The 21,893-nt window shown below is 65.7% G+C and carries 19 protein-coding genes; 8 read left to right on the forward strand and 11 right to left on the reverse strand.

The window, feature by feature from the left end; genetic code table 11:
• Positions 1–36: 36 nt before the first annotated feature.
• From AOA14_RS09745 to AOA14_RS09760, 4 genes are all read right to left on the reverse strand, one after another.
• Positions 37–1,446, reverse strand: coding sequence for an efflux transporter outer membrane subunit (locus AOA14_RS09745; protein WP_062901642.1), 1,410 nt, complete (start codon positions 1,444–1,446; stop codon positions 37–39).
• The gene (locus AOA14_RS09750; RefSeq protein WP_062901643.1) at positions 1,443–4,637 is read right to left on the reverse strand and encodes an efflux RND transporter permease subunit; all 3,195 of its coding nucleotides are present in this window, start codon (positions 4,635–4,637) and stop codon (positions 1,443–1,445) included. The genes AOA14_RS09745 and AOA14_RS09750 overlap by 4 nt, the downstream gene beginning before the upstream one ends.
• A 6-nt stretch (positions 4,638–4,643) precedes the next feature.
• Complete coding sequence (locus AOA14_RS09755) at positions 4,644–5,834, reverse strand: efflux RND transporter periplasmic adaptor subunit (protein WP_062901644.1); 1,191 nt, start codon at positions 5,832–5,834, stop codon at positions 4,644–4,646.
• Positions 5,835–5,938: 104 nt separating this feature from the next.
• Positions 5,939–6,841, reverse strand: coding sequence for a LysR family transcriptional regulator (locus AOA14_RS09760; RefSeq protein WP_062901645.1), 903 nt, complete (start codon positions 6,839–6,841; stop codon positions 5,939–5,941).
• Between the two features lie 101 nt (positions 6,842–6,942).
• Here AOA14_RS09760 and AOA14_RS09765 point away from each other — a divergent pair, with 101 nt between their 5' ends.
• The 8 genes from AOA14_RS09765 to mmsB all read left to right on the forward strand — a co-directional run bounded on the left by AOA14_RS09765 (position 6,943) and on the right by mmsB (position 13,895).
• Complete coding sequence (locus AOA14_RS09765) at positions 6,943–8,439, forward strand: CoA-acylating methylmalonate-semialdehyde dehydrogenase (RefSeq protein ID WP_062901646.1); 1,497 nt, start codon at positions 6,943–6,945, stop codon at positions 8,437–8,439.
• A gap of 87 nt (positions 8,440–8,526) precedes the next feature.
• Positions 8,527–9,102: a hypothetical protein gene (locus AOA14_RS09770; RefSeq protein ID WP_238929623.1), complete on the forward strand. Its 576-nt coding sequence runs from the start codon at positions 8,527–8,529 to the stop codon at positions 9,100–9,102.
• A 21-nt stretch (positions 9,103–9,123) separates the two neighbouring features.
• A complete protein-coding gene (locus AOA14_RS09775) occupies positions 9,124–9,432 on the forward strand; it encodes an I78 family peptidase inhibitor (protein ID WP_062901647.1) in 309 nt (102 codons plus the stop codon).
• Positions 9,425–9,826 (forward strand): RidA family protein, encoded by a 402-nt coding sequence (locus AOA14_RS09780; RefSeq protein ID WP_062901648.1) that lies wholly within the window; start codon positions 9,425–9,427, stop codon positions 9,824–9,826. Before AOA14_RS09775 ends, AOA14_RS09780 begins: the two co-directional genes overlap by 8 nt.
• Positions 9,823–10,968: an acyl-CoA dehydrogenase family protein gene (locus AOA14_RS09785; protein WP_062901649.1), complete on the forward strand. Its 1,146-nt coding sequence runs from the start codon at positions 9,823–9,825 to the stop codon at positions 10,966–10,968. Before AOA14_RS09780 ends, AOA14_RS09785 begins: the two co-directional genes overlap by 4 nt.
• The gene (locus tag AOA14_RS09790) at positions 10,965–12,011 is read left to right on the forward strand and encodes an enoyl-CoA hydratase/isomerase family protein (protein WP_062901650.1); all 1,047 of its coding nucleotides are present in this window, start codon (positions 10,965–10,967) and stop codon (positions 12,009–12,011) included. Before AOA14_RS09785 ends, AOA14_RS09790 begins: the two co-directional genes overlap by 4 nt.
• A 74-nt stretch (positions 12,012–12,085) precedes the next feature.
• Positions 12,086–12,868 carry an enoyl-CoA hydratase-related protein gene (locus AOA14_RS09795; RefSeq protein ID WP_062901651.1) on the forward strand — a complete coding sequence of 261 codons (783 nt, stop codon included), beginning with the start codon at positions 12,086–12,088 and terminating at the stop codon, positions 12,866–12,868.
• A gap of 151 nt (positions 12,869–13,019) precedes the next feature.
• Entirely contained in the window at positions 13,020–13,895 is an 876-nt protein-coding gene (gene mmsB / locus AOA14_RS09800) for a 3-hydroxyisobutyrate dehydrogenase (protein WP_062901652.1), read from the forward strand.
• A gap of 426 nt (positions 13,896–14,321) precedes the next feature.
• On the opposite strand, the gene AOA14_RS09805 is transcribed toward mmsB, so the two are convergent.
• From AOA14_RS09805 to AOA14_RS09835, 7 genes are all read right to left on the reverse strand, one after another.
• The gene (locus AOA14_RS09805) at positions 14,322–14,558 is read right to left on the reverse strand and encodes a hypothetical protein (RefSeq protein ID WP_062901653.1); all 237 of its coding nucleotides are present in this window, start codon (positions 14,556–14,558) and stop codon (positions 14,322–14,324) included.
• A 141-nt stretch (positions 14,559–14,699) separates the two neighbouring features.
• On the reverse strand, positions 14,700–16,733 hold the full coding sequence (locus AOA14_RS09810) for a 3-hydroxyacyl-CoA dehydrogenase NAD-binding domain-containing protein (protein ID WP_062901654.1): 2,034 nt from the start codon (positions 16,731–16,733) through the stop codon (positions 14,700–14,702).
• Between the two features lie 156 nt (positions 16,734–16,889).
• Positions 16,890–18,092 (reverse strand): serine hydrolase domain-containing protein, encoded by a 1,203-nt coding sequence (locus AOA14_RS09815; protein ID WP_062901655.1) that lies wholly within the window; start codon positions 18,090–18,092, stop codon positions 16,890–16,892.
• A 12-nt stretch (positions 18,093–18,104) separates the two neighbouring features.
• On the reverse strand, positions 18,105–18,908 hold the full coding sequence (locus AOA14_RS09820; protein ID WP_062901656.1) for an SDR family NAD(P)-dependent oxidoreductase: 804 nt from the start codon (positions 18,906–18,908) through the stop codon (positions 18,105–18,107).
• On the reverse strand, positions 18,908–19,684 hold the full coding sequence (locus AOA14_RS09825) for an SDR family NAD(P)-dependent oxidoreductase (RefSeq protein ID WP_003041355.1): 777 nt from the start codon (positions 19,682–19,684) through the stop codon (positions 18,908–18,910). The genes AOA14_RS09820 and AOA14_RS09825 overlap by 1 nt, the downstream gene beginning before the upstream one ends.
• Positions 19,681–20,754 carry a phosphotransferase family protein gene (locus tag AOA14_RS09830; RefSeq protein WP_062901657.1) on the reverse strand — a complete coding sequence of 358 codons (1,074 nt, stop codon included), beginning with the start codon at positions 20,752–20,754 and terminating at the stop codon, positions 19,681–19,683. The genes AOA14_RS09825 and AOA14_RS09830 overlap by 4 nt, the downstream gene beginning before the upstream one ends.
• Positions 20,751–21,842, reverse strand: a complete 1,092-nt coding sequence (locus AOA14_RS09835) for a Zn-dependent alcohol dehydrogenase (protein ID WP_062903104.1) — start codon at positions 21,840–21,842, stop codon at positions 20,751–20,753. Before AOA14_RS09835 ends, AOA14_RS09830 begins: the two co-directional genes overlap by 4 nt.
• Between the last annotated feature and the right edge of the window lie 51 nt (positions 21,843–21,893).

The raw sequence follows: 21,893 nt of genomic DNA on the forward strand, positions 1-21,893 counted from the left end.
GTCAAGCGGAGTCGGGATTCGCTTCTGGATGGCGCTCTAAGGCGCCGCGGACCCCGCGCTGCTGTCGCCGCCGAGCGCGCGGAACAGGGCGATGCGGGTCTGGACGAGCAGCAGGCCTGTCGCGATTTCGCTGCGCCGCGCGGCATAGAGGCTGCGCTGCGCGTCGAGGCTGGCGAGGAAACTGTCGACCCCGCCCTTGTAGCGCGCATCGCTGAGTCTCGCCGTGTCGGCTGCGGCTTCGGTGTTGGCGGCGGCGGCGCGGACCCGCTCGGCGATCGTCCCTTGCACCGCGAGCGCGTCGGCGACTTCGCGAAAGGCGGTCTGGATCGCGCCTTCATAGCTGGCAAGCGCGGCATCGCGCTGCGCCTCGCTCACCGCCACCCCGGCGCGGCGGCCACCGAAATCGAAGATCGAGGCGCTGGCATCGCCGCCCGCCGACCAGGCGAAGGAACCCTTGTCGAACAGGCTCGACAGCGCGTCGCTGGCAAAGCCCAGCAGGCCGGTCAGCGAAATCGTCGGGAACAACCGCGCGCGCGCGACGCCGATATCGGCATTGGCGGCGCGCAGCAGATATTCGGCCTGGATCACGTCGGGCCGCCGCAACAGGATTTCCGACCGCATCCCGGCCGGGGGCGCCGCAACCGCGGGCGTCACCTCGGCCAGGCTGGCGGGGAACAGCGCCGGATCGACATCGCCGCCGACGAGCAGGCGGATCAGATTTTCGTCCTGCGCGATCGCAGTCTGCTGCTGCGCGATCGCGTCCTCGGCGGTCGCCAATATCTGTTCGGCTTGCCTGAGGTCGGTGCGCGGCGCGACGCCGCCGTCGAGCCGCGCCTTCGTCAGCCGGACATTTTCGCGCGCATTGGTCGCGGTTTCCTGCGCAATGGCGAGCAGGTCGCGGTCGGCGCCATAGGCGGCCCAGGCATTGGCGAGATCGGCGATCAGGCTCAGCCGCACGGTGCGCGACGCGGCCTCGGTCGCCAGCGCGCGGTCGCGGTCGGCGGCATTCGCATTGGCGAGGCGCCCGAACAGGTCGAGTTCGAAGGCGGTGACCCCGCCTTGAAGCGCGAAACTACTGCCCGCGCCGCCGGAGCCGCCGGTGCCGCCGCGGTCGGCATAGTCGCCGCTCGCGCTGACGCCAATCGCCGGGAATTGCGCCGCCCGGCTGACCCGCACCTGCGCGCGCGCCGCCGCCAGATTGGCATAGGCGGTGCGCAGGTCGCGATTGTTCGCGAGCGCCTGTTCGACGAGCGACTGGAGCCGCGCGTCGGTAAACAATTGTTTGTAGGACAGGATCGGCAGCGCCGCCTCGCTCTGGATCAGATAGGCGTCGCCGACCGGCCAGCCTTGCGGTACCGGGGGCGGCGGTAACGCCGTCTTCGGCGCAAGCGAACAGCCCGCGAGCATCAGCGGCGCTGCGATCATCAGGAAGGGCGCGCGTTTCATGCCGTCACCTCCGCGTCGCCGTCCTTTTTGCCGAAGCGCTGGCGCAGCGCGGCAAGCCCGTCGCGCACGCCGCGGCGGACGAGCACGAAGAAGAGCGGAATGAAGAAAATGGCGAGCAGCGCGGCGGTCAGCATGCCGCCGATCACCGACGTGCCGATCGCGACGCGGCTGTTGGCCCCCGCACCGGTCGCAATGGCGAGCGGCAGGACGCCGAAGATGAAGGCAAAGCTGGTCATCAGGATCGGACGCAAACGGATGCGCGCCGCCTCGACCGCTGCCTCGATAACGCGGCGACCCTTGCGTTCCTCCTGTTCGGCGAACTCGATCATCAGGATCGCATTCTTCGCCGCCAGTCCCATCGTCGTCAGCAACCCGATCTGCAGATAGACGTCGTTTTCCAGCCCGCGCAGCGTCACCGCGAAAACCGCGCCGACCAGCCCGAGCGGAATGATGAGCAGCACCGCAAGCGGGATCGACCAGCTTTCGTAAAGCGCGGCAAGGCAGAGGAAGACGACGAGCAGCGACAGGCCATAGAGCAGGGGCGCCTGCCCCGATGACAGGCGTTCCTGATAGGACGCGCCCGCCCAGGCGACGCTGGTGCCGGGAATTTCGGCCGCCATCCGCTCCATCTCATCCATCGCCTCGCCCGAACTGACGCCGGCGGCTGCCTGCCCCGAAATTTCGAACGCCGGGACGCCCTGAAAGCGCGACGTGCTTGCCGGGGTGGTTGACCAGCCGATGCTCGAAAAGGCCGAGAAGGGCGACATCTCGCCATCGGACGATCGGACATACCATTGCCCGATATCGTCGGGCTTCGCGCGATAGGGGGCGTCGCCCTGGACATAGACGCGCTTGACGCGGCCCTTGTCGATGAAGTCGTTGACGTAGCGGCCGCCCCAGGCGGTCGCCAGCGTGTTGTTCACATCGCCGTTGCTGAGGCCATAGGCGGTCAGCCGCTGCGTATCGATATCGACCTTCAACGTCGCGACATCGGGAAGATCGCTGAGCCGAACCGAGGTGAGCTTGGGATTGGCATTGGCCATGTCGAGCAGCCGGTCGCGCGCCGCGATGAATTCGGCGCGGCTCATCCCGCTGCGGTTCTGGAACTCCATCGTAAAGCCCGACGAATCGCCAAGACCCCGCACCGCGCCGGGAACGAGGGCGAAGACCTGCGCGTCGCGCAGGCCCGACAGCGCCTTGCGCGTCCGGTCGGCGATCGCGTCGGCGGTGTTTTCCTTGCCGGGACGGTCGTCCCAGTGGACGAGATTCAAAAAGCCCTGGCCGGTATTCTGGCCGGTAGCACCGCCCCCGCCGCCGCCCGCGACGAGGAAGAGCGCGCCGACATTGGCCTTTTCCTGGCTCAGCAGATATTTTTCGACGCTGTCGCGCACTGCGAGCGTGCGTTCCTGCGTCGCGCCCGCGGGCAAGCGGAACTGCACCGAAACGCGGCCCTGATCCTCATTGGGAAGAAAGCCGGTCGGCAGGCGCACGAACATCAGCACCAGCAGCACCAGAATGATGGCGTAAATGCCAAGGAACAGCCATTTGCGATCGACGACGCGGGTCACGCTGCCGACATAGCCGCGAACCGTGCGGTCGAACCGCGTGTTGAAGCCGTCGCGGGCGCGGATCATCGCGGCGTGCACGCGCGGGAAACGGTGCGGCCGATCCTCTTCCCCGCCATGGCTGCGCGGCTTCAGCAGGGTCGAGGTCAGCGCCGGGCTGAGGATCAGCGCGACGAGTACCGACAGAGCCATCGCCGACACGATGGTGATCGAGAACTGACGATAGATGACGCCCGTCGATCCGCCGAAAAAGGCCATCGGCAGAAACACCGCCGACAGCACCATCGCGATCGCGATCAAGGCGACCTGCAATTCCTTCATCGACTGGATCGTCGCCTCGCGCGCCGACATGCCGGGATTCTCTTCCATCAGCCGCTCGACATTCTCGACCACCACGATCGCGTCGTCGACGAGCAGGCCGATCGCGAGCGTCAGGCCGAACAGGGTGAGCGTGTTGATCGTGAAACCGGCGATATAGAAGACGCCGAAGGTGCCAAGCAGCACGACCGGCACAGCGATCGCCGGGATCAGCACCGCGCGCCAGCTTTGCAGAAAGACGAACATCACCAGCACGACAAGCAGGATCGCCTCGAACAGCGATTTCTGCACTTCGCTCACCGACAGCTTGATGAAGGCGGTGGCGTCGTTGGCATAGGCATAGGTCAGGCCGTCGGGGAAATCCTGCGCCAGTTCGGCAACGCGCGTCTTGACCCGGTCGGCGGTTTCCAGCGCGTCGGAGCCGGGCGACAGCGAGATCGAGATGCCCGCGCCCGGATGGCCGTTGATGCGCACGATGGTGCCGTAATTTTCGGCGCCGACCTCGACCCGCGCGACGTCTCTGATCCTTACGGTCGACCCGTCGGGCAGCGTCTTGAGCACGATATTCTCGAACTCTTCGGGCGTCTGCAACCGCGACTGGGCGGTTACGGTCGCATTCAGCATCTGTCCCTCGGGCGCCGGGGTACCGCCGACCTCGCCCGCCGCGACCTCGCTGTTCTGCGCGGTGATCGCGGTGACGACGTCGCCGGGCATCAGCGACACCGCGGCGAGCCGCTGCGGGTTCAGCCAGATGCGCATCGCATGCGGCGAGCCATAGACATTGACGTCGCCTACGCCTTCGACGCGCGACAGCGGATCCTGCACGTTCGACGACAGATAGTCGGACACATCCTGGTTCGATCGCGTGTCGGTGGTGTCATAGACGCCGACGAGCAGCAGCGAATCCGAATTGGACTTGGTGACGCGCACGCCCTGACTCTGCACCTGTTGCGGCAGGCGCGAGATGGCGGAGGCGATCTTGTTCTGCACCTGCACCTGCGCGATGTCGGGATCGGTGCCCTTGGCGAAGATGGCAGTAATCGTCGCCTGCCCGCGCGAACTCGACTGCGAGCTGAAATAGAGCAGGCCGTCGATACCGGTGAGCTGTTGCTCGAGCACCTGCGTGACGCTGTTCTCGATCGTCTCGGCGGAGGCGCCGGGATAGCTGGCGCGGATATTGACCTGCGTCGGCGCGATGTCGGGATATTGTTCGATCGGCAGCGAAAACAACGCGCCGAGCCCGCCGAGCATGACGACGATCGCCAGCACCCAGGCGAAGATCGGCCGATCGATGAAAATGCGCGACATGGGGCGTTATTGTCCTTTCGTCGCGGCGCTCTTGTCGGCGCTCTTCCCCGCGGGCGCCCCCACCCGCTGCGGACTGGTCGCGGGCACTGGCTTGATCGCCGATCCCTGCTTCAGGTTGCCGACACCCTGCGTGATGACCCGGTCGCCCGGTTTCAGCCCGCCGGTGACGACCCAGTTCGCGCCGACCGTGCGGTCCGCGTCGACCTTGCGCCGTTCGGCCTTATTGTCGTTGCCGACCAGATAGACGAAAGCCGATCCGTCGAAATCGCGCTGCACCGCGGCCTGCGGCACCAGCATTGCCGCGGGGTTCACCGCCTGGTCGAACAGCGCGGTCACGAACATGCCGGGCATCAGCAGGCCCGAGGGGTTGGGGAAGCGCGCGCGCAGCGTCACCGTCCCCGTCGCTTCGTTCACCGTCACTTCGGAAAACTGCACGGTGCCGGACAGGCCGTAATCGCTGCCGTCCTCCAGCTTCAGCCGCACGCTCGTGCTGCCGGCGGTCACCCCGCCGCTGGCAAGCGACTGGCGCAGGCGCGTCATGTCGGCGGCCGATTGCTGGATGTCGACATACATGGGGTCGGTGCGCTGGATCACCGCGAGCGGCGTCGCCTGGCTGGCGCTGACGAGCGCGCCGGGAGTAACGAGCGAGCGGCCGATATGGCCCCCGATCGGCGCGGTGATCGTCGAATAGCGCAGGTTGATCCGCGCAGTTTCGAGCGATGCGGCGCTCTGCGCGACGGCGGCGCGCGCGACGCGCGCCTGTGCCAGCGCGTCGGTATAATCTTGTTCGGCCACCGCCTGCATCTTGGCGAGCGGCTCGAAGCGCTTGGCCTTTTCCTCGGCCGCCTGCGCGCTCGCGCGGGCGCTCGCCAGATTGGCCGCGGCCTGATCGACCGCCGCCTTGTAAAGGCTCGCGTCGATCTGGAACAGCGGCTGGCCGGCGCGCACCGTCCCGCCCTCGGTAAACAGGCGCTGGCGGACAATGCCGTTTACCTGCGGCCGGACTTCGCTCGTCTCGAAGGCGACGGTGCGGCCGCCGAGCGCGGTGGTGATCGGCACGGCCTCCTCGCGCACCACGACAAAGCCGACCTGCGCGGCGCGGTTGCCGCCCTTGTCGTCCTTGCCCGAACAGGCGCCCAGCGAAAGCGTCATCGCGCACAGCGCTCCGGCAAGGAGCAGCGGCTTCTTGTGCAGCATAGTCTGTTGTCTCGTGTCGAAACCGCCGGGGAGGGCGGGGGGAAGGGCGCCTATTCAACCTATTGCGCCGCACCATGCAAGCCCCGAGGCTGCATTGCGACAAATTACGACAATTTTCCTGGCTCGGGGACGAACAGCGTGCGTGCGGCCTGCACTTCGGCGTCGAGCCAGTCGATGAAGGCGCGAATCCGCGGCTGCGGCGCGATGTCGCGGTGCAGCGCCAGCCAGAAGGCGCGCGCGATCGTCTGGTCGCGGCGGACGCGGACGAGCGCGGGGTCACCCGCAGCAAGGAAGCAGGGCAGGACGCCGACTCCGGCACCGCCCGCGATCATCCGCCGCTGCGCGAGGATCGAAGAGGATCGGATGCCAGCGCGCAACCCCGGTTCGATCTCGCCCAGATAGTCGAGTTCGGGGGCATAGAGGATGTCGGGGACATAGCCGGCGACGGGAATACCGGTACGCGAGAGGGGCGCCGCTTCGACCGCCCGATGCCAGTCGCGGCGGTCGGCGGGGGCGTAGAGGCCGAGGCTGTAGTCCGCGAGCTTGCGCGTGATCAGCGGGCCCTTGCGGGGCCGCGCGAGCAGCACCGCCATATCGGCCTCGCGCCGCGAGGGGTTGAGGAAACCCGACGAAGCGACAAGGTCGATCTCGAGCTCGGGGTGCGCCGCGACGAAGGCGGCGAGGCGCGGCGCGATGAAGCTGCCCCCAAAACCTTCGGAGACGCTGATCCGCAATTGCCCCGAAAGCGCCGTGCCGCCATCGCCTGCCGAATGGATGCGCGCGGCCGCTGCCGCCATCGCTTCGGCATGCGGAACGAGCGCCCGACCGGCGGCGGTCAGAACGAAACCCGTCGGCGCGCGTTCGAACAGCGTCTGCTGCAAGGCGCTTTCCAGTGCACTGATGCGGCGGCTGACCGTCGTGGCGTCGACGTGGAGCGCCTGGCCGGCTCGCGCCAGCGTGCCATGACGCGCAACCATCTGGAAATATTGCAGGCTGTCCCAATCCATATGCTGCAAATATGCAGGATATGGCTGCAAGTCTATCCCTTGCAATCGCGCTGGTTTTGGTTTGTGGCTGCGACACGTCAGAAACGGGAGACTCGACCCTCATGCGACAGATCGATCATCACATCGTCGGCGGTGCCGGCGGCAATACGGGACGGCTCGGCGACGTGCTCGATCCGAACAATGGCGGCGTTCAGGCGCAGGTGGCGCTTGGCGACAAGGCGCTCCTCGATCGCGCGGTCGCGGCGGCCAAGGCGGCGCAGCCGGCCTGGGCCGCAGTGAATCCCCAGCGCCGCGCGCGGGTGATGTTCGAATATAAGCGGCTGGTAGAGGCCAATATGGACGAGCTTGCTCAGATGCTCTCGGCCGAACATGGCAAGGTGATCGCCGATGCCAAGGGCGACATCCAGCGCGGGCTGGAGGTCGTCGAATTCTGTTGCGGCATCCCGCATGTGCTGAAGGGCGAATATACGCAGGGCGCCGGCCCCGGCATCGACGTCTATTCGATGCGCCAGCCGCTCGGCATCGGCGTCGGCATCACGCCGTTCAACTTTCCCGCGATGATTCCGTTGTGGATGGGCGCGGTCGCCACCGCGGTCGGCAATGCCTTCATCCTGAAGCCCAGCGAACGCGACCCGTCGGTTCCCGTCCGCCTGGCCGAACTGTTCCTCGAAGCCGGAATGCCCGAGGGGATTTTCCAGGTCGTCCACGGTGACAAGGAAATGGTCGATGCCATCCTCGATCATCCCGACATCGCCGCGGTCAGCTTCGTCGGCTCGTCGGACATCGCCCATTATGTCTATGAACGCGGCGTGCGCGCGGGCAAGCGGGTGCAGGCGATGGGCGGCGCGAAGAATCACGGCATCGTCATGCCCGACGCCGATCTCGACCAGGTGGTCAGCGACCTGACCGGCGCCGCCTTCGGCTCGGCGGGCGAACGCTGCATGGCGCTGCCCGTCGTCGTCCCGGTGGGCGAGGATACGGCGCAGCGACTGCGCGACAAGCTGGTCCCGGCGATCGAGGCGCTGCGCGTCGGCGTATCGACCGATCCCGACGCGCATTACGGCCCCGTGGTGACGCAGGCGCACAAGGAAAAGGTCGAAGGCTGGATCGCGAAATGTGCCGACGAAGGCGCCGAGCTGGTCGTCGACGGGCGCGGCTTTACCTTGCAGGGGCATGAAAAGGGCTTCTTCGTCGGCCCGACGCTGTTCGACCATGTCACCCCCGAGATGGAAAGCTACAAGGAAGAAATCTTCGGCCCGGTGCTGCAGATCGTCCGCGCGCCCGATTTCGAAACCGCGCTCGAACTGCCGTCGAGGCATCAGTATGGCAACGGCGTCGCCATCTTCACGCGCAACGGCCACGCCGCGCGCGAATTTGCCGCGCGCGTCAATGTCGGCATGGTCGGCATCAACGTGCCGATTCCGGTGCCCGTCGCCTATCACACCTTCGGCGGCTGGAAGCGCTCGGCGTTCGGCGATACCAACCAGCACGGCATGGAGGGGGTCAAATTCTGGACCAAGGTCAAGACCGTGACCGCGCGCTGGCCCGATGGGTCGCTTGACGGCGGCAACGCCTTCGTCATCCCGACCATGGGCTGACGGCGCGCTGGCGATGAAACCGGCCCCCGTCATCGGGCATTTCCTGTTGGGGCGCCGGCCGGTCGCTGGCGCCGTGCAGGAGATCGAATGATGACGCGCTGGCTGTTTTCCGCTCCCTTGCTGCTGCTTGCCGGGTGCAGCGGCGGCAGCGACGGCACCGATGGCACCGATGACAAGGCACCCGCCGCTGAGGAACAGGCGGCCGATGCGCCGGCCGGGCCTTCGCAAAACGCGCCTGCTCAACCGGCGCCCGCCGCGGGCGGCGCCAGCGATGCCGACCTCGCCTATGTTGCCGATCCGTCGGTGGCCCCGCCGAAGGCACCCGAAGCGGGGGTCGGTATCGGCGAGCAGGCGATTCCGGTTGCCATCCGCGGTCGCTGGGCGCTGAAGGCGGAGGATTGCGGCGCGCGTCCCGGCACCGACCTGACCGCGCTGGTGATCGACGCAAAGACGCTGCGCTTCTTCGAATCGGCGGGCGATCTGGCGCGGGTGCGCGACCGCGATGTAAACCGCATCGTCGCCGATTATAAATTCAGCGGCGAAGGGCAGCAGTGGGACCGGCTGATGCTGCTCGGCCTCGCCGACGGCGGCAAGACGCTCGTTCGCCGCGATTATGGCGATGGTGCCGCGCCCGACGCGATGCGCTATACCCGCTGCGCCTGACTTGCGAAGAAAGGGAGATATATGATGGATATCCGTTTTCTGACCCTCACCGCCGTCCTGCCGCTCGCCGCCTGCGCCAGCGCCGGGGACGGTTCTCCCTCCGATGCCGCGCCGCCGCCGGCCGCGATGACGTGCAGCGCCGATGCGGCGCAAAGCTATGTCGGCCAGACCGCGAGCCCCGAGCTGGGCGGCGCCATCCTGAAAGCGACCGGCGCGCGCACGCTGCGCTGGGGCCCGCCGCGCAGCGCGATGACGATGGATTATCGGCAGGACCGGGTGAACGTCATGTACGACGACGCCTACAAGATCACGCAGGTTACGTGTGGCTGACGGTTGGCGGCGCAATCACGGCTCGGCGTCGCCCTTTGAGCCCGTGTACGGTTACAGCCGCGCGGTCCGGGTCGGCAATCGCATCGACGTCGCCGGCTGCGCGCCGATCGAGCCCGACGGTTCGTCGACCGTCGGCGACGCCGGAGTGCAGGCCGCGCGCTGCCTGACGATCATCGGCGAAGCGCTCGAAGCCCTGGGCGGCAGCTTCGCCGACGTCGTGCGCACCCGCATGTATATCACCGACGCCGCCGATGCCGATCGCGTCGGACAGGCGCATGGCGCCATATTCGGCGCGATCCGCCCGGCCGCCACGATGCTCGTCATTCCGGCGCTGATCCGCCCCGAATGGAAAGTCGAAATCGAGGCCGAGGCCATTTTAGAGACAGGGATATGACCGACCAGTTCCAGCTTACCGACGACCAGCGCGCGATCCAGGACATGGCGCGCAAGTTCACCGCCGACGCCATCACGCCCTTTGCGGCCGAATGGGACGAAAAGGCGCATTTCCCGCGCGACGTGATCAAGCAGGCGGCCGAACTCGGCTTTGCGGCGATCTATGTCAGCGAGGAATCGGGCGGTATCGGCCTCGGCCGGCTCGAGGCGGCATTGATCATGGAGGCGATGTCCTACGGTTGCCCGGCGACGAGCGCCTTCATCTCGATCCACAATATGGCGAGCTGGATGATCGACAGCTTCGGCGGCGCTGCGGTGAAGTCGAAATATCTTCCCGATCTCGTCACCATGGACCGCATGGCCAGCTACTGCCTCACCGAACCCGGTTCGGGGTCCGACGCTGCGGCGCTCAAGACCACCGCGACGCTCGACGGCGACCATTATGTCGTCAATGGCACCAAGCAGTTCATCTCGGGCGCCGGCGTCAACGACCTTTATGTGACGATGGTGCGCACCGGCCAGCCGGGACCGAAGGGGATCAGTTGCCTCGTCATCGAAAAGGACATGCCCGGTGTCAGCTTCGGCGCGAAGGAACGCAAGCTCGGCTGGAACGCCTCGCCGACCGCGCAGGTGATCTTCGACAATGTGAAGGTGCCGGTCGAAAACCGCGTCGGTGCGGAAGGCGACGGCTTCCGCTTTGCGATGGCGGGGCTCGACGGCGGCCGCCTCAACATCGGCGCCTGCTCGCTCGGCGGGGCGCAGCGCTGCCTTGACGAGGCGATCGCCTATACCAAGGACCGCCAGCAGTTCGGCCAGCCGATTTCGGATTTCCAGAACACCCAGTTCATGCTTGCCGACATGGCAACCGACCTCGAAGCCGCGCGTGCCCTCCTCTATATGGCGGCGGCAAAGGTCACCGCGAACGCGCCCGACAAGTCGCGCTTCTCGGCGATGGCGAAGCGGCTTGCGACCGACAACGGCAGCAAGATCGTCAACGACGCGCTGCAATTGTTCGGCGGTTACGGCTATCTGAAGGATTATCCGATCGAGCGTTTCTGGCGCGACCTGCGCGTCCATTCGATCCTCGAAGGCACCAATCAGGTCATGCGGATGATCGTGGGAAGGGATTTGCTGCGCCAATGACCGAAGATGTTCTGATTTCGATCGACGGCCATGCCGGCCGCTTGTCGCTCAATCGTCCGAAGGCGATCCACGCGCTCAACCTGCCGATGTGCCGGGCGATGATCGATGCGCTGCTCGGATGGCGCGATGACGAGGCCGTCGAGGCGGTCATTATCGACCATAGCGAAGGCCGCGGCTTCTGCGCCGGGGGCGACATTCGCATGCTTGCGGAAAGCGGCGCCAAGGACGGAATGGAGGCGCGGCAGTTCTTCCACACCGAATATCGCCTCAACCATCTGCTTTTCACCTATGCGAAGCCCGTCGTCGCCTTCATGGACGGCATTACCATGGGCGGCGGGGTCGGCATTTCGCAGCCGGCGAAATATCGTGTCGCGACCGAACATACGCGCTTTGCGATGCCCGAAACCGGGATCGGCCTGTTCCCTGACGTCGGCGGCGGCTGGTATCTGCCGCGGCTGGAAGGGCGCGTCGGCGCGTATCTCGCGCTCACCGGCGCGCGGCTCGACGGGGCCGAATGTCTCGCGCTGGGCCTCGCGACCCACTATCTGCCGTCCGAAAAGCTCGCCGAGGCAAAGGCGCGCATCGCGCAGCACCCCGACCGCATTGGCGGCATATTGGGCGAGCTGTCGGTCACCGCGCCGCCCGCCGCGATCATGCAGCATATCGACCGGATCAACCGCCTGTTCGCCAGCGACAGCTATGAAGAGATTCTTGCCGCGCTCGAAGCCGATGGCGGAGAATGGGCCGAAAAGGAACTGGCGACGCTCCACGGCAAATCGCCGCAAACCTGCAAGGTCGCGCTCCGCCAGCTCAAGGAAGGCGGTGCGATGCACGACTTCGCCGCGCAGATGACGCAGGAATATGCGATCGGCAGCCGGGTGGTGCAGATGCACGATTTCATCGAGGGCGTCCGCGCGCTGATCATCGACAAGGACAACAGCCCGAAATGGGACCCGCCGACACCAGAGGCAGTCACCGACGACTGGATCGACGCGATCTTCGCGCCGCTGCCCGAGAATGAGAAATGGACCCCTCTAGCCTAACCGTCACCCCGGCGAAGGCCGGGGTCTCACCGTTGAGATTCCGGCCTTCGCCGGAATGACGAAGGAGATACCGAATGACTTACGAAACCCTCCTCGTCGAACAGCGCGGCGCCGTCACGCTCGTCACGCTCAACCGCCCGCAGGCGCTCAATGCCCTGAACTCCGATGTGCTGAACGACCTTATCGCCGCATTCGCGGCTTTCGAGGCCGATGACAGCCAGCGCTGCGCCGTTCTTACCGGATCGGGCGACAAGGCGTTCGCCGCGGGCGCCGACATCAAGGAAATGGCCGACAAGCCCGCCGCCGATTTCTATCTCGAGGACTTCTTCTCGAAATGGACGAGCGACTTCGCGAAGAAGGTCAGGAAGCCGTGGATCGCCGCGGTCAACGGTTTTGCCTTGGGCGGTGGCTGCGAACTGGCGATGATGGCTGACTTCATCATCGCGTCGGAAAAAGCGAAATTCGGCCAGCCCGAAATCAAGCTCGGCGTCGCCCCCGGCATGGGCGGGTCGCAGCGGCTGACCCGCGCGGTGGGCAAGGCGAAGGCGATGGAAATGTGCCTCACCGGCCGGATGATGGACGCCGCCGAAGCCGAGCGTTCGGGCCTTGTTGCACGCGTGGTTGCGCATGAAACGCTCGTCGACGAAGCGGTGAAGACCGCGACCACGATTGCAGGCATGCCGCCGATGGCTGCGATGGTGAACAAGGATATGGTCAACGCGGCGTTCGAAACGACGCTCGACCAGGGCCTTCTCTACGAACGCCGCCTGTTCCAGATCCTCGCCGCGACCGAGGACAAGGTCGAAGGCATGGCCGCGTTCATCGAAAAACGCGAAGGCGTGTGGAAGGGGCGGTGATCGTCTCGAACATAATCCATCTTTTGAGTGAAAAGCTGTGTGCCCCCGCGAAGGCGGGGGCCCATCATCGGACGGCGCAATTCAAACTGCCGGATGATGGATCCCCGCCTTCGCGGGGACACACAAGTCATTGAGGTTTGTGGAGAGAAATATGAAAATCGCCTTTATCGGACTAGGCAACATGGGCGGCGGGATGGCCGCGAACCTTGCGAAGGCGGGCCACGACGTCCGCGCCTTCGACCTCAGCGAAGAGGCGCTGACGCGGGCGGTAGAAGCGGGCTGCACCCGCGCCGCATCGGCGGCCGAGGCGGTGACCGGCGCCGAGGCTGTCGTGACCATGCTCCCTGCGGGCAAGCATGTCGCGGGCGTTTATGACGCCGAGGTCTTTCCCAATGCCGCGCCCGGCACTCTGCTGCTCGATTGCTCGACGATCGACGTCGCAACCGCGCGCTCGAACATCGAAGCGGCGACGGCGAAGGGCCTCGTCGCGGTCGACGCGCCGGTTTCGGGCGGGATCGCCGCTGCGAATGCGGGCACGCTTACCTTCATGGTCGGCGGCACCGACGAAGGTTTCGCGCGCGCCGAACCGATCCTCGCGAAAATGGGCAAGGCGGTGATCCACGCCGGCGACGCGGGTGCGGGGCAGGGCGCGAAGATCTGCAACAACATGCTGCTCGGCGCCTCGATGATCGCGACGTGCGAAACGCTTGCGCTTGCGCAGAAGCTCGGGCTCGACCCGCAGAAATTCTTCGACATCGCCAGCGTGTCGTCGGGGCAATGCTGGTCGCTCACCAGCTATGCGCCGCTCCCGGGCGTCGGGCCGACGACTCCCGCCGACAATGATTACAAGGGCGGGTTCGCCGCGGCCCTGATGCTCAAGGATCTCCGCCTCGCGATGGAAGCGGCAGCGAGCGTCGAGGCTGAGGTCCCGATGGGGTCGAAGGCCCGCGAACTCTATGAAGCGTTCGTCGCCGCCGATGAAGGCGGACATGATTTTTCCGCGATCATCAAGACATTGCAGGATTGAGCCGCAACGCCGCCCGTGACCGTTTGGGGTCGATTCCGGTCATACGACCCAGATCGACGGCGAACGACGACTTTGGGGAGGGGAGCGGACGTTTCACGTTCGTGCAAGAATGGATTGCGACACGGAGGCTCAGTGCTGCGGACCGCTCAACAACAGGAGAGTCGCCCAAGCGACGATCAAGATAGTTAGCAGGCCCCACGTTGACAAAAGCCAGGCTTTAGAGCGCACATCTCTGGCGGTCTGCACAACTGCATACATAAGGACCGGCAAAAAGAATAATGCAGCCGAGCCGCCCATAAATGTCCCTCGAGGTTAAACCGATTTCATCGCCATGCGCGAGTTTGGCCGCGCGATGATCGACATTATGGACAAACAACCATGTCCGCAATCGGTCGATAACCGAACCCACCGCGGTCCGGCACCAGTTCAATAGAAATCCGCTGTCTCGCCGCCATTGAGCCTTTTGGTGCGATGCACTTGCGTGGGCGCTTTGCTGTCGCCGGAGCGCACTTCCAGTCGGCCGTTCACCCGCCGCACCTCGGCCGGGGCCACTATGCGCGCGCGGGCGACGCCCACGGCGCTTGCCTGCGGCGGCGGAGCTTGCGCTGCCGTCGGTGCGCCCGCAGCGACGAGCAGGGCGAGGGCAAAGGACATGGCGTTCATGCTCTGCTCTAACGGCCGATGCCGCCATGATCTTAACCCTGAATCGCCGCTGTTTTTACGGCCGGTCGCCGTGATTTTGACAAAAGAAGGGCCGCCTGACCCAAGCGGGGACAGGCGGCCCTTTCTTCGTTTCGCGCTGGTTTAGAAGCCCGCCTTCGCCGCGGCCTTCTCGGCGAGCAGCGGTGCCACCGTGAAGCCGTGCTTTTCCAGCGCCGCGGCGATCTTGTCGGTGCCTTCAAGGCCCGCCCAGAACATCGGACCGCCGCGATAGACCGGCCAGCCATAGCCGTAGATCCACACCACATCGATATCGCTCGCGCGCTGTGCCTTGCCTTCGGCGAGGATCAAGGCACCTTCGTTGACCATCGGATAGAGCGTGCGTTCGACGATTTCCTGATCGCTGATCTCGCGCTTCTGAATGCCCGCCTTCTGGCGGAACTCCTCGATGATCTCGGCAACGCGCGGGCTTTCCGACGGATTGCGCTTGTCGTCATAGTCATAGAAGCCCGCCTGCTTCTTCTGGCCCCAGCGGCCTTCGGCGCACAGCGCGTCGCGGATGCTTTCGATCCGGTTCGGGTCGCGGTGCCAGCCGATGTCGACGCCGGCAAGGTCGCTCATCTGGAACGGTCCCATCGGCATGCCGAAATCGACATGCACCTTGTCGACCTGCGCCGGGGTCGCGCCTTCGAGCAACAGCTTCTGTGCCTCGATCTGGCGCGGTGCGAGCATGCGGTTGCCGATGAAGCCGTGGCAGACGCCGGCGACGACGGCGACCTTGTCGATCTTCTTGCCGATCGCCATCGCGGTCGCCAGCACGTCGGGGGCGGTCTTGTCGCCGCGCACCACTTCGAGCAGCTTCATCACATTGGCGGGCGAGAAGAAGTGCATGCCGAGCACGTCGCCGGGGCGGCTCGTCGACGCTGCAATCTCGTTGACGTCGAGGTAGCTGGTGTTCGACGCCAGAATGGCGCCGGGCTTTGCGATCTTGTCGAGCTTGCCGAAGATGTCTTTCTTGACGTCCATATTCTCGTAGACCGCCTCGATGATGAGGTCGCAGTCGGCGAGCGCGTCGAGTTCGAGCGCGGGGGTGATGAGCCCCATCATCTGATCGACCTGTTCGGGCTTGAAGCGGCCCTTCGCGGCGCTGGCATCATAATTCTTGCGCACCACGCCCAGGCCGCGGTCGAGCGCTTCCTGCTGCATTTCGACGATGGTGCAGGGAAAGCCCTTTTGCAGGAAGTTCATCATGATGCCGCCGCCCATCGTGCCGGCGCCGATGATGCCGACCTTCTTGATGTCGCGCAGCTGCGTGTCCTTGGGCAGGCCGTCGATCTTTGCCGCCTGGCGTTCGGCGAAAAAGATGTGGCGCTGCGCCGCCGACTGGCTGCCCATCATCAGCTTCATGAATTCCTGGCGCTCGAAGGCGAGCCCTTCGTCGAAGGGCAGGCGCGTCGCCGCCTCGACGCAGGCGAGGTTCGCGTAAGGCGCCTCGAAACCGCGCCAGCGCTTCGCGTTCGCGGTCTTCAGCTTTTCGATGACGCCGACGTCGCCGAACACGGCGCGTTCGCGGGTCGGGCGCGGGCCGTCGGCGATCTTGGCGCGGGCGAAGGCGATTGCGTCGGCGGCAAGGCTGTCCTCACCCGCCAGCGCATCGACGAGGCCCATCTCCTTCGCGCGTGGCGCGGGGACGGGATCGCCGAGCGAGGTCATCGTCGCGGCGACTTCGACCCCGACGACGCGCGGCAGGCGCTGCGTGCCGCCCGCGCCGGGCAGCAGCCCCAGCTTCACCTCGGGCACGCCGAGCTTCGCCGACGGGACCGCGACGCGATAATGACAGACGAGCGCAGTTTCGAGGCCGCCGCCGAGCGCCGTGCCGTGGATGGCAGCGACGACCGGCTTGGTCGCGGCTTCGATCATGTTGAGCACGGCGTTGAAATCGGGACCGCGCGGCGGCTTGCCGAATTCGCTGATGTCGGCGCCGGCGATGAAGGTTGCGCCATCGCAGCGCAGCACGATCGCCTTGACGCCGTCATCGGCGAGCGCGGCTTCGAAATTATCCTTCAACCCCTGACGGACATGCCACGACAGGGCGTTGACCGGGGGGTTGTTGACGATGACGACGGCGATCTCGCCATCCTTCTGCATCGTGACGGATACGGGGGTTTCATCGGACATGGGAAAGCTCCTCTCAATCTAAAGCCTGTCAGAAAAGCCTTGTGCCCCCGCGAAGGCGGGGGTCCATCACCGGACGGCACGATCTGGCACCGGCAGGAGATGGGTCCCCGCCTTCGCGGGGATACAGGCCCTTTTTATTCGAACATATACATCATTTCAGTCGTCGATCGCGGCGTGGACGAGCGTCTTGACCTCGCGCCGCACGGGATAGGTGGACGAGGGCATGAGCTGGGTCATGAACACCATGCAGATTTCTTCGACCGGATCGACGAAGAAGCCGGTCGAAAACATGCCGCCCCAATAAAAATCCCCCGCCGAGCCGGGGATGCCCGCCGCCGCCGGGTCGAGCGTGACCGCGAAGCCGAGCCCGAAGCCGACCCCGGCATTTTCGTCCTCGGAAAAGATGCCGACGCTATGCTGCGTCAGGTCGCCGCCGCCGACCAGGTGGTTCGCGGTCATCAGGGCGAGCGTCTTGCGGCTGATGATTCGCGTGCCGTCCAGCTTGCCGCCGCCGAGCAGCATCAGACAGAAACGGTGATAATCGGCCAGCGTCGAGACGAGCCCGCCGCCGCCCGAATGAAAGCTGCGGTCCTTTGCCCAGCGGCTGCGGTCGCCGCTGTCGAAGCCCTTCATCTTCTCCTTCGGGTCGAAAGCGTAGCAGTCCGTCAGCCGATGCTGTTTGTCCGCAGGCACCTTGAACCCGGTATCGACCATGCCGAGGGGGCCGAAGATGCGCTCCTGCAGCACCTCGGCGAACGGCTTGCCCTCGATCCGCTCGATCACCGCGCCAAGGACGTCGGTCGCCATCGAATAATTCCAATGCGCGCCGGGATCGAACTGCAGCGGGATTTTCGCGAGTCCCGCGATGAAGCTGTCCATCGTATAATCGGCGTCGAAATCGTCGATCTTGGTCTTGCGATAGGCGGCGTCGACCGGCGTACGCTCCTGAAAGCTGTAGGTGAGGCCGGCGGTATGGCGCAGCAGGTCGACCATCAGGATCGGGCGCACCGGCGGCCGGGTCAGGAAGGGCACATTGCCGCCGCCCGCAACGAAGACGCCGGTGTCCTTGAACTCGGGGCAGAACTTTACCAGCGGATCGGACAGCGCGACCTTGCCCTCCTCGACCAGCATCATGAAGGCGGTGCTGGTGATCGGCTTGGTCATGCTGGCGATGCGGAAGATCGCATCCTCTTTCAGCGCCTCGCCCGGACGCGCCTCGCCGATGCACGACAGATGCGCGATCTCGCCGCGCCGCGACACCAGCGTCGCCGCATGCGGCAGGCGGCCGGCGCCGACATATTTCGCGCCGAGAAAGGCTGGAATGCGGTCTAGCCGCGCGGTATCGAATCCGTGACCCATGGGGCGTCGTCCTTAGTGCGATGTCTGGCCGAGAAGCTGGCGCGTCACCGGGTGCGAGCTGGTGAGGCCCCCGTCAACCGCAATCGCCTGTCCGTTGACGTAGCTTGCCTGGTCGCTGAGCAGGAAGAGCGCGACATTGGCGAGCTCCTCGGGCTGGCCGGCGCGCTTTAGCGGGTTGAGCTGGCCGATCTTGTGCGTGACGCCCTTCTCCTTTGCATAGTCGAAGGTCGGTTTGGTCATCCCGGTTTCGGTGAGGCCGGGGCAGATCGCGTTGACGCGCACATTGGCCGACGTCATCTGCTGCGCCGCGGTCTTGGCAAGGTTGATGACCCCCGCCTTCGACGCCGAATAGGCGGCCGGGCCGGCGCCCGAATTGATCCCCGCGACACTCGCGGTCAGCAGGATCGCGCCGCCGCGGCCCTGATCGACCATCGCCTTGCCCGCATGCTTCACCATCAGCGCCGGGCCGATCAGATTGACGCGCAGCGTTTCGGCCCAGGCCTCGGGCGAGATGTCGAAGATGCCGCCCATGTCGCCGATGATCCCGGCGTTGGCGAAGGCGATGTCGAGCCCACCGTAATTTTCCTGTGCGGTCGCGACCAGCCGCGCAACATCGGCTTCGACACCGGCATCGACTTCCAGCGCGACGACGGTGCCGCCTGCGTCCTTCACTGCCTGCGCCGTGTCATGCACCGCCGCGCTCTTGTCGCCGATGACGAGTTTCGCACCTTCGGCGGCGAAGCGCAGCGCGCTTGCCCGGCCGATGCCGCTGCCCGCGCCGGTAATGATCGCAATCTTGCCGTCCAATGCGCCCATCATGCGCCTCCCGATATCGTGGCTCCGCCATCGCAGACGATGGTCTGGCCGGTTGTGAATGCCCCCGCCTTGCTGGCAAGAAAGACCGCCGCGCCGGCGATCTCGTGCGGTTCGCCGATGCGCTTCAGCGTCGAAGCCGCGGTGGAACGCCGAAGATTCTCTTCATTTTCCCACAGCGCGCGCGCCATGTCGGTGCGGATCAGGCCGGGCGCGATGCAATTGACGCGGACGCCCTTGGGGCCGAACTCGACCGAGAAATTGCGCGCCACCTGCATGTCCGCCGCTTTGGAAATCCCGTAGGCTCCGATGATCGGCGATCCCTTGAGCCCGCCGATCGAACTGATGATCGTGATCGATCCTTCGCCGCGTTCGAGCATTTCGGGTGCGACCATCGAAATCAGCCAGTGGTTGGACAGGATATTATTGTCCATGATCTTGCGGAACTGGTCGTCGCTGATGCCGAGGCCAGGACCATAATAGGGGTTCGATGCCGCGTTGCAGACGAGCGCGGTGATCTTGCCGAAGGCGGCGCGTGTCGCGTCGACGAGATGCTGCAGATCCTCCTTCGACGAGATGTTCGCGGCAACCGCAATGGCGGTGCCTTCGCCAAAGCGCGCGTTGATCGCCGCCGCGGTCTGATCGCAGGCATCCTGCTTGCGGCTCGAGATGACGACCTTGGCGCCCTGTTCGGCCATTGCTTCGGCGGTCGCCTTGCCGATGCCGCGCGACGATCCGGTGATCAGCGCGACCTGCCCGGTCATGTCGAACAGGCTCATGCGCCGGCCTGCTGCGCGAAGTGCCATGCCTTTTGCGCCAGCGGCAGGACGCGTTCGGACATTGCCTTGGCATGGGCCGACGATGCGGTACCGTCGATGACGCGCTTCTTGATCCCCTGCATGATGCCGGCGAGGCGGAAGAAATTATAGGCGAAATACCAGTTCATGTCGGGAACGCTGTCGCGCCCGGTCGCGGCGCAATAGCGATCGACCACCTCGTCGAGCTCCGGAATGCCGAGCGCCGCGCGGTCAAGGTCCATCACCCCCGAACGGCCGCCGTTTTCGGTCACCCACGCCATTGCGACATAGGTGAAATCGGCGAGCGGATCGCCGAGTGTCGACAATTCCCAGTCGAGCACCGCCAGCACCTCGGGCCGGTCCTTGGCCCAGATCATATTGTCGATCCGGTAATCGCCGTGGACGACGCTGGTGCGCGTCTGTTCGGGCAAGGTCGCGGGCAGCCATGCGATCAGCCGCTCCATCTCGTCCATCGTCTCGGTCTCGGACAGCCGGTACTGCTTGGTCCAGCGATCGACCTGGCGCCCGAAATAATTGCCCGGCTTGCCGAAGTCCGAAAGCCCGGCGGCTTCGACATCGACACTGTGCAGCGCCGCGAGCGCGTCGATCATCGCGAAATAGGTCGCGCGGCGGTTTTCGGGGGTCGACCCCGGCATCGATCCGTCCCAGATGGTATGGCCGTCGACCATCCCCATCACATAGAACCAGCTGCCGACCACGCTGTCATCGGTACACAGCCCATATTGGCGCGCGACCGGATAGCCCATCTTATGGAGGCCAGCCTGCACCTTATATTCGCGGTCGACGGCGTGCGCCGACGGGAGCAGCGGGCCGAAAGGTTTGCGCCGCAGCACATAATTGCCCGACGGCGCCGATATCTTGTAGGTCGGGTTCGACTGGCCGCCGGCAAATTTGCTCTGCGTCAGCGGGCCTTCAAACCCTTCGACATTGGCTTCCATCCAGGCGGTCAGCTTCGCCTCGTCGAGGACGTCGGCGCCCTCCGGCGCGACGGTGCCGCTGAAGGCCTTTTGCGCGTCGATTGTTTCCGTCATTGGCCGAACACGATCACCGACCGCGCGGCATCGCCCTTTCGCATCTTGTCGAAGCCTTCGTTGACCCGGTCGAGCGGGATCGTCTCGGCAACGATGCTGTCGAGATCGAGCAGGCCGCGCAGGTAGAAATCGACGAGCCGCGGGATGTCGACCGGGAAGCGATTGCCGCCCATGATCGCGCCCTGCAGCTTCTTGCCCGAAAGCAGGTCCATTGCGCCCAGCCCGACCTTTTCGGACAGCGGCATCATGCCCAGGATCGTCGCGGTGCCGCCGCGGCGCAGCGAGGCGACCGCGAGGCTGGCCGAGGCAGGACGCCCGACCGCTTCGACCGCATGGTCGACGCCGCCCTTGGTCATTTCGACGATCTGTTTGGCGGCATCGTCGGCGAGCGCGTCGACGACATCGGTTGCGCCGAGCTTCATCGCCAGTTCGCGCTTTTCGGGAACCGGGTCGGCGGCGATGATGCGCCCCGCGCCGGCGATCTTGGCGGCGTTGATCGTCGCGAGCCCGACGCCGCCGCAACCGACGACCGCGACCGTTTCGCCCGGCGTCACCTTGCACGCGTTAAAGATGGTGCCCGCGCCGGTCGTGACCGCGCAGCCGATCACCGCCGCCCGGTCGAGCGGCATTTCGGGATCGATCGCGACGCACGCATGTTCGTGGACCAGCATCACCTCCGAAAAGGCGCTGAGGTTGAGCATCTGGTTGACCGGCGATCCGTCGGGGCGCGTGATGCGCGGCGCCGATCCGACCGGCCGGCGCGTCTCGCCGCCAAGGCACAGCGACATGCGCCCGGTAACGCAGAACTCGCAATGGCCGCAAAAGGCGCTGAGGCAGGTGACGACCGCATCGCCCGGCTTCACCGTGCGGACTTCGCTGCCCACCGCCTCGACGATCCCGGCGGCTTCATGGCCGGGGATGGCGGGCAGGGGGTGCGGATAGGCGCCGTCGATGAAGTGAAGGTCCGAATGGCAAAGCCCGCAGGCGGCGGTGCGGATGCGCACCTCGTGCGGGCCGGGCTTGTCGACGACGACCTCCTCGATGACGAGGGGCTTGCCGGGTTCGATCAGGACGGCGGCTTTGGTCAATGTATCTTCTCCGTTCGGTTCGAGCGACATCGAGAACCGGTTGTGGCCGTT

Origin of the sequence: Sphingopyxis terrae subsp. terrae NBRC 15098 (assembly GCF_001610975.1) — a bacterium.
In the GTDB taxonomy this organism is placed as follows: domain Bacteria; phylum Pseudomonadota; class Alphaproteobacteria; order Sphingomonadales; family Sphingomonadaceae; genus Sphingopyxis; species Sphingopyxis terrae_A.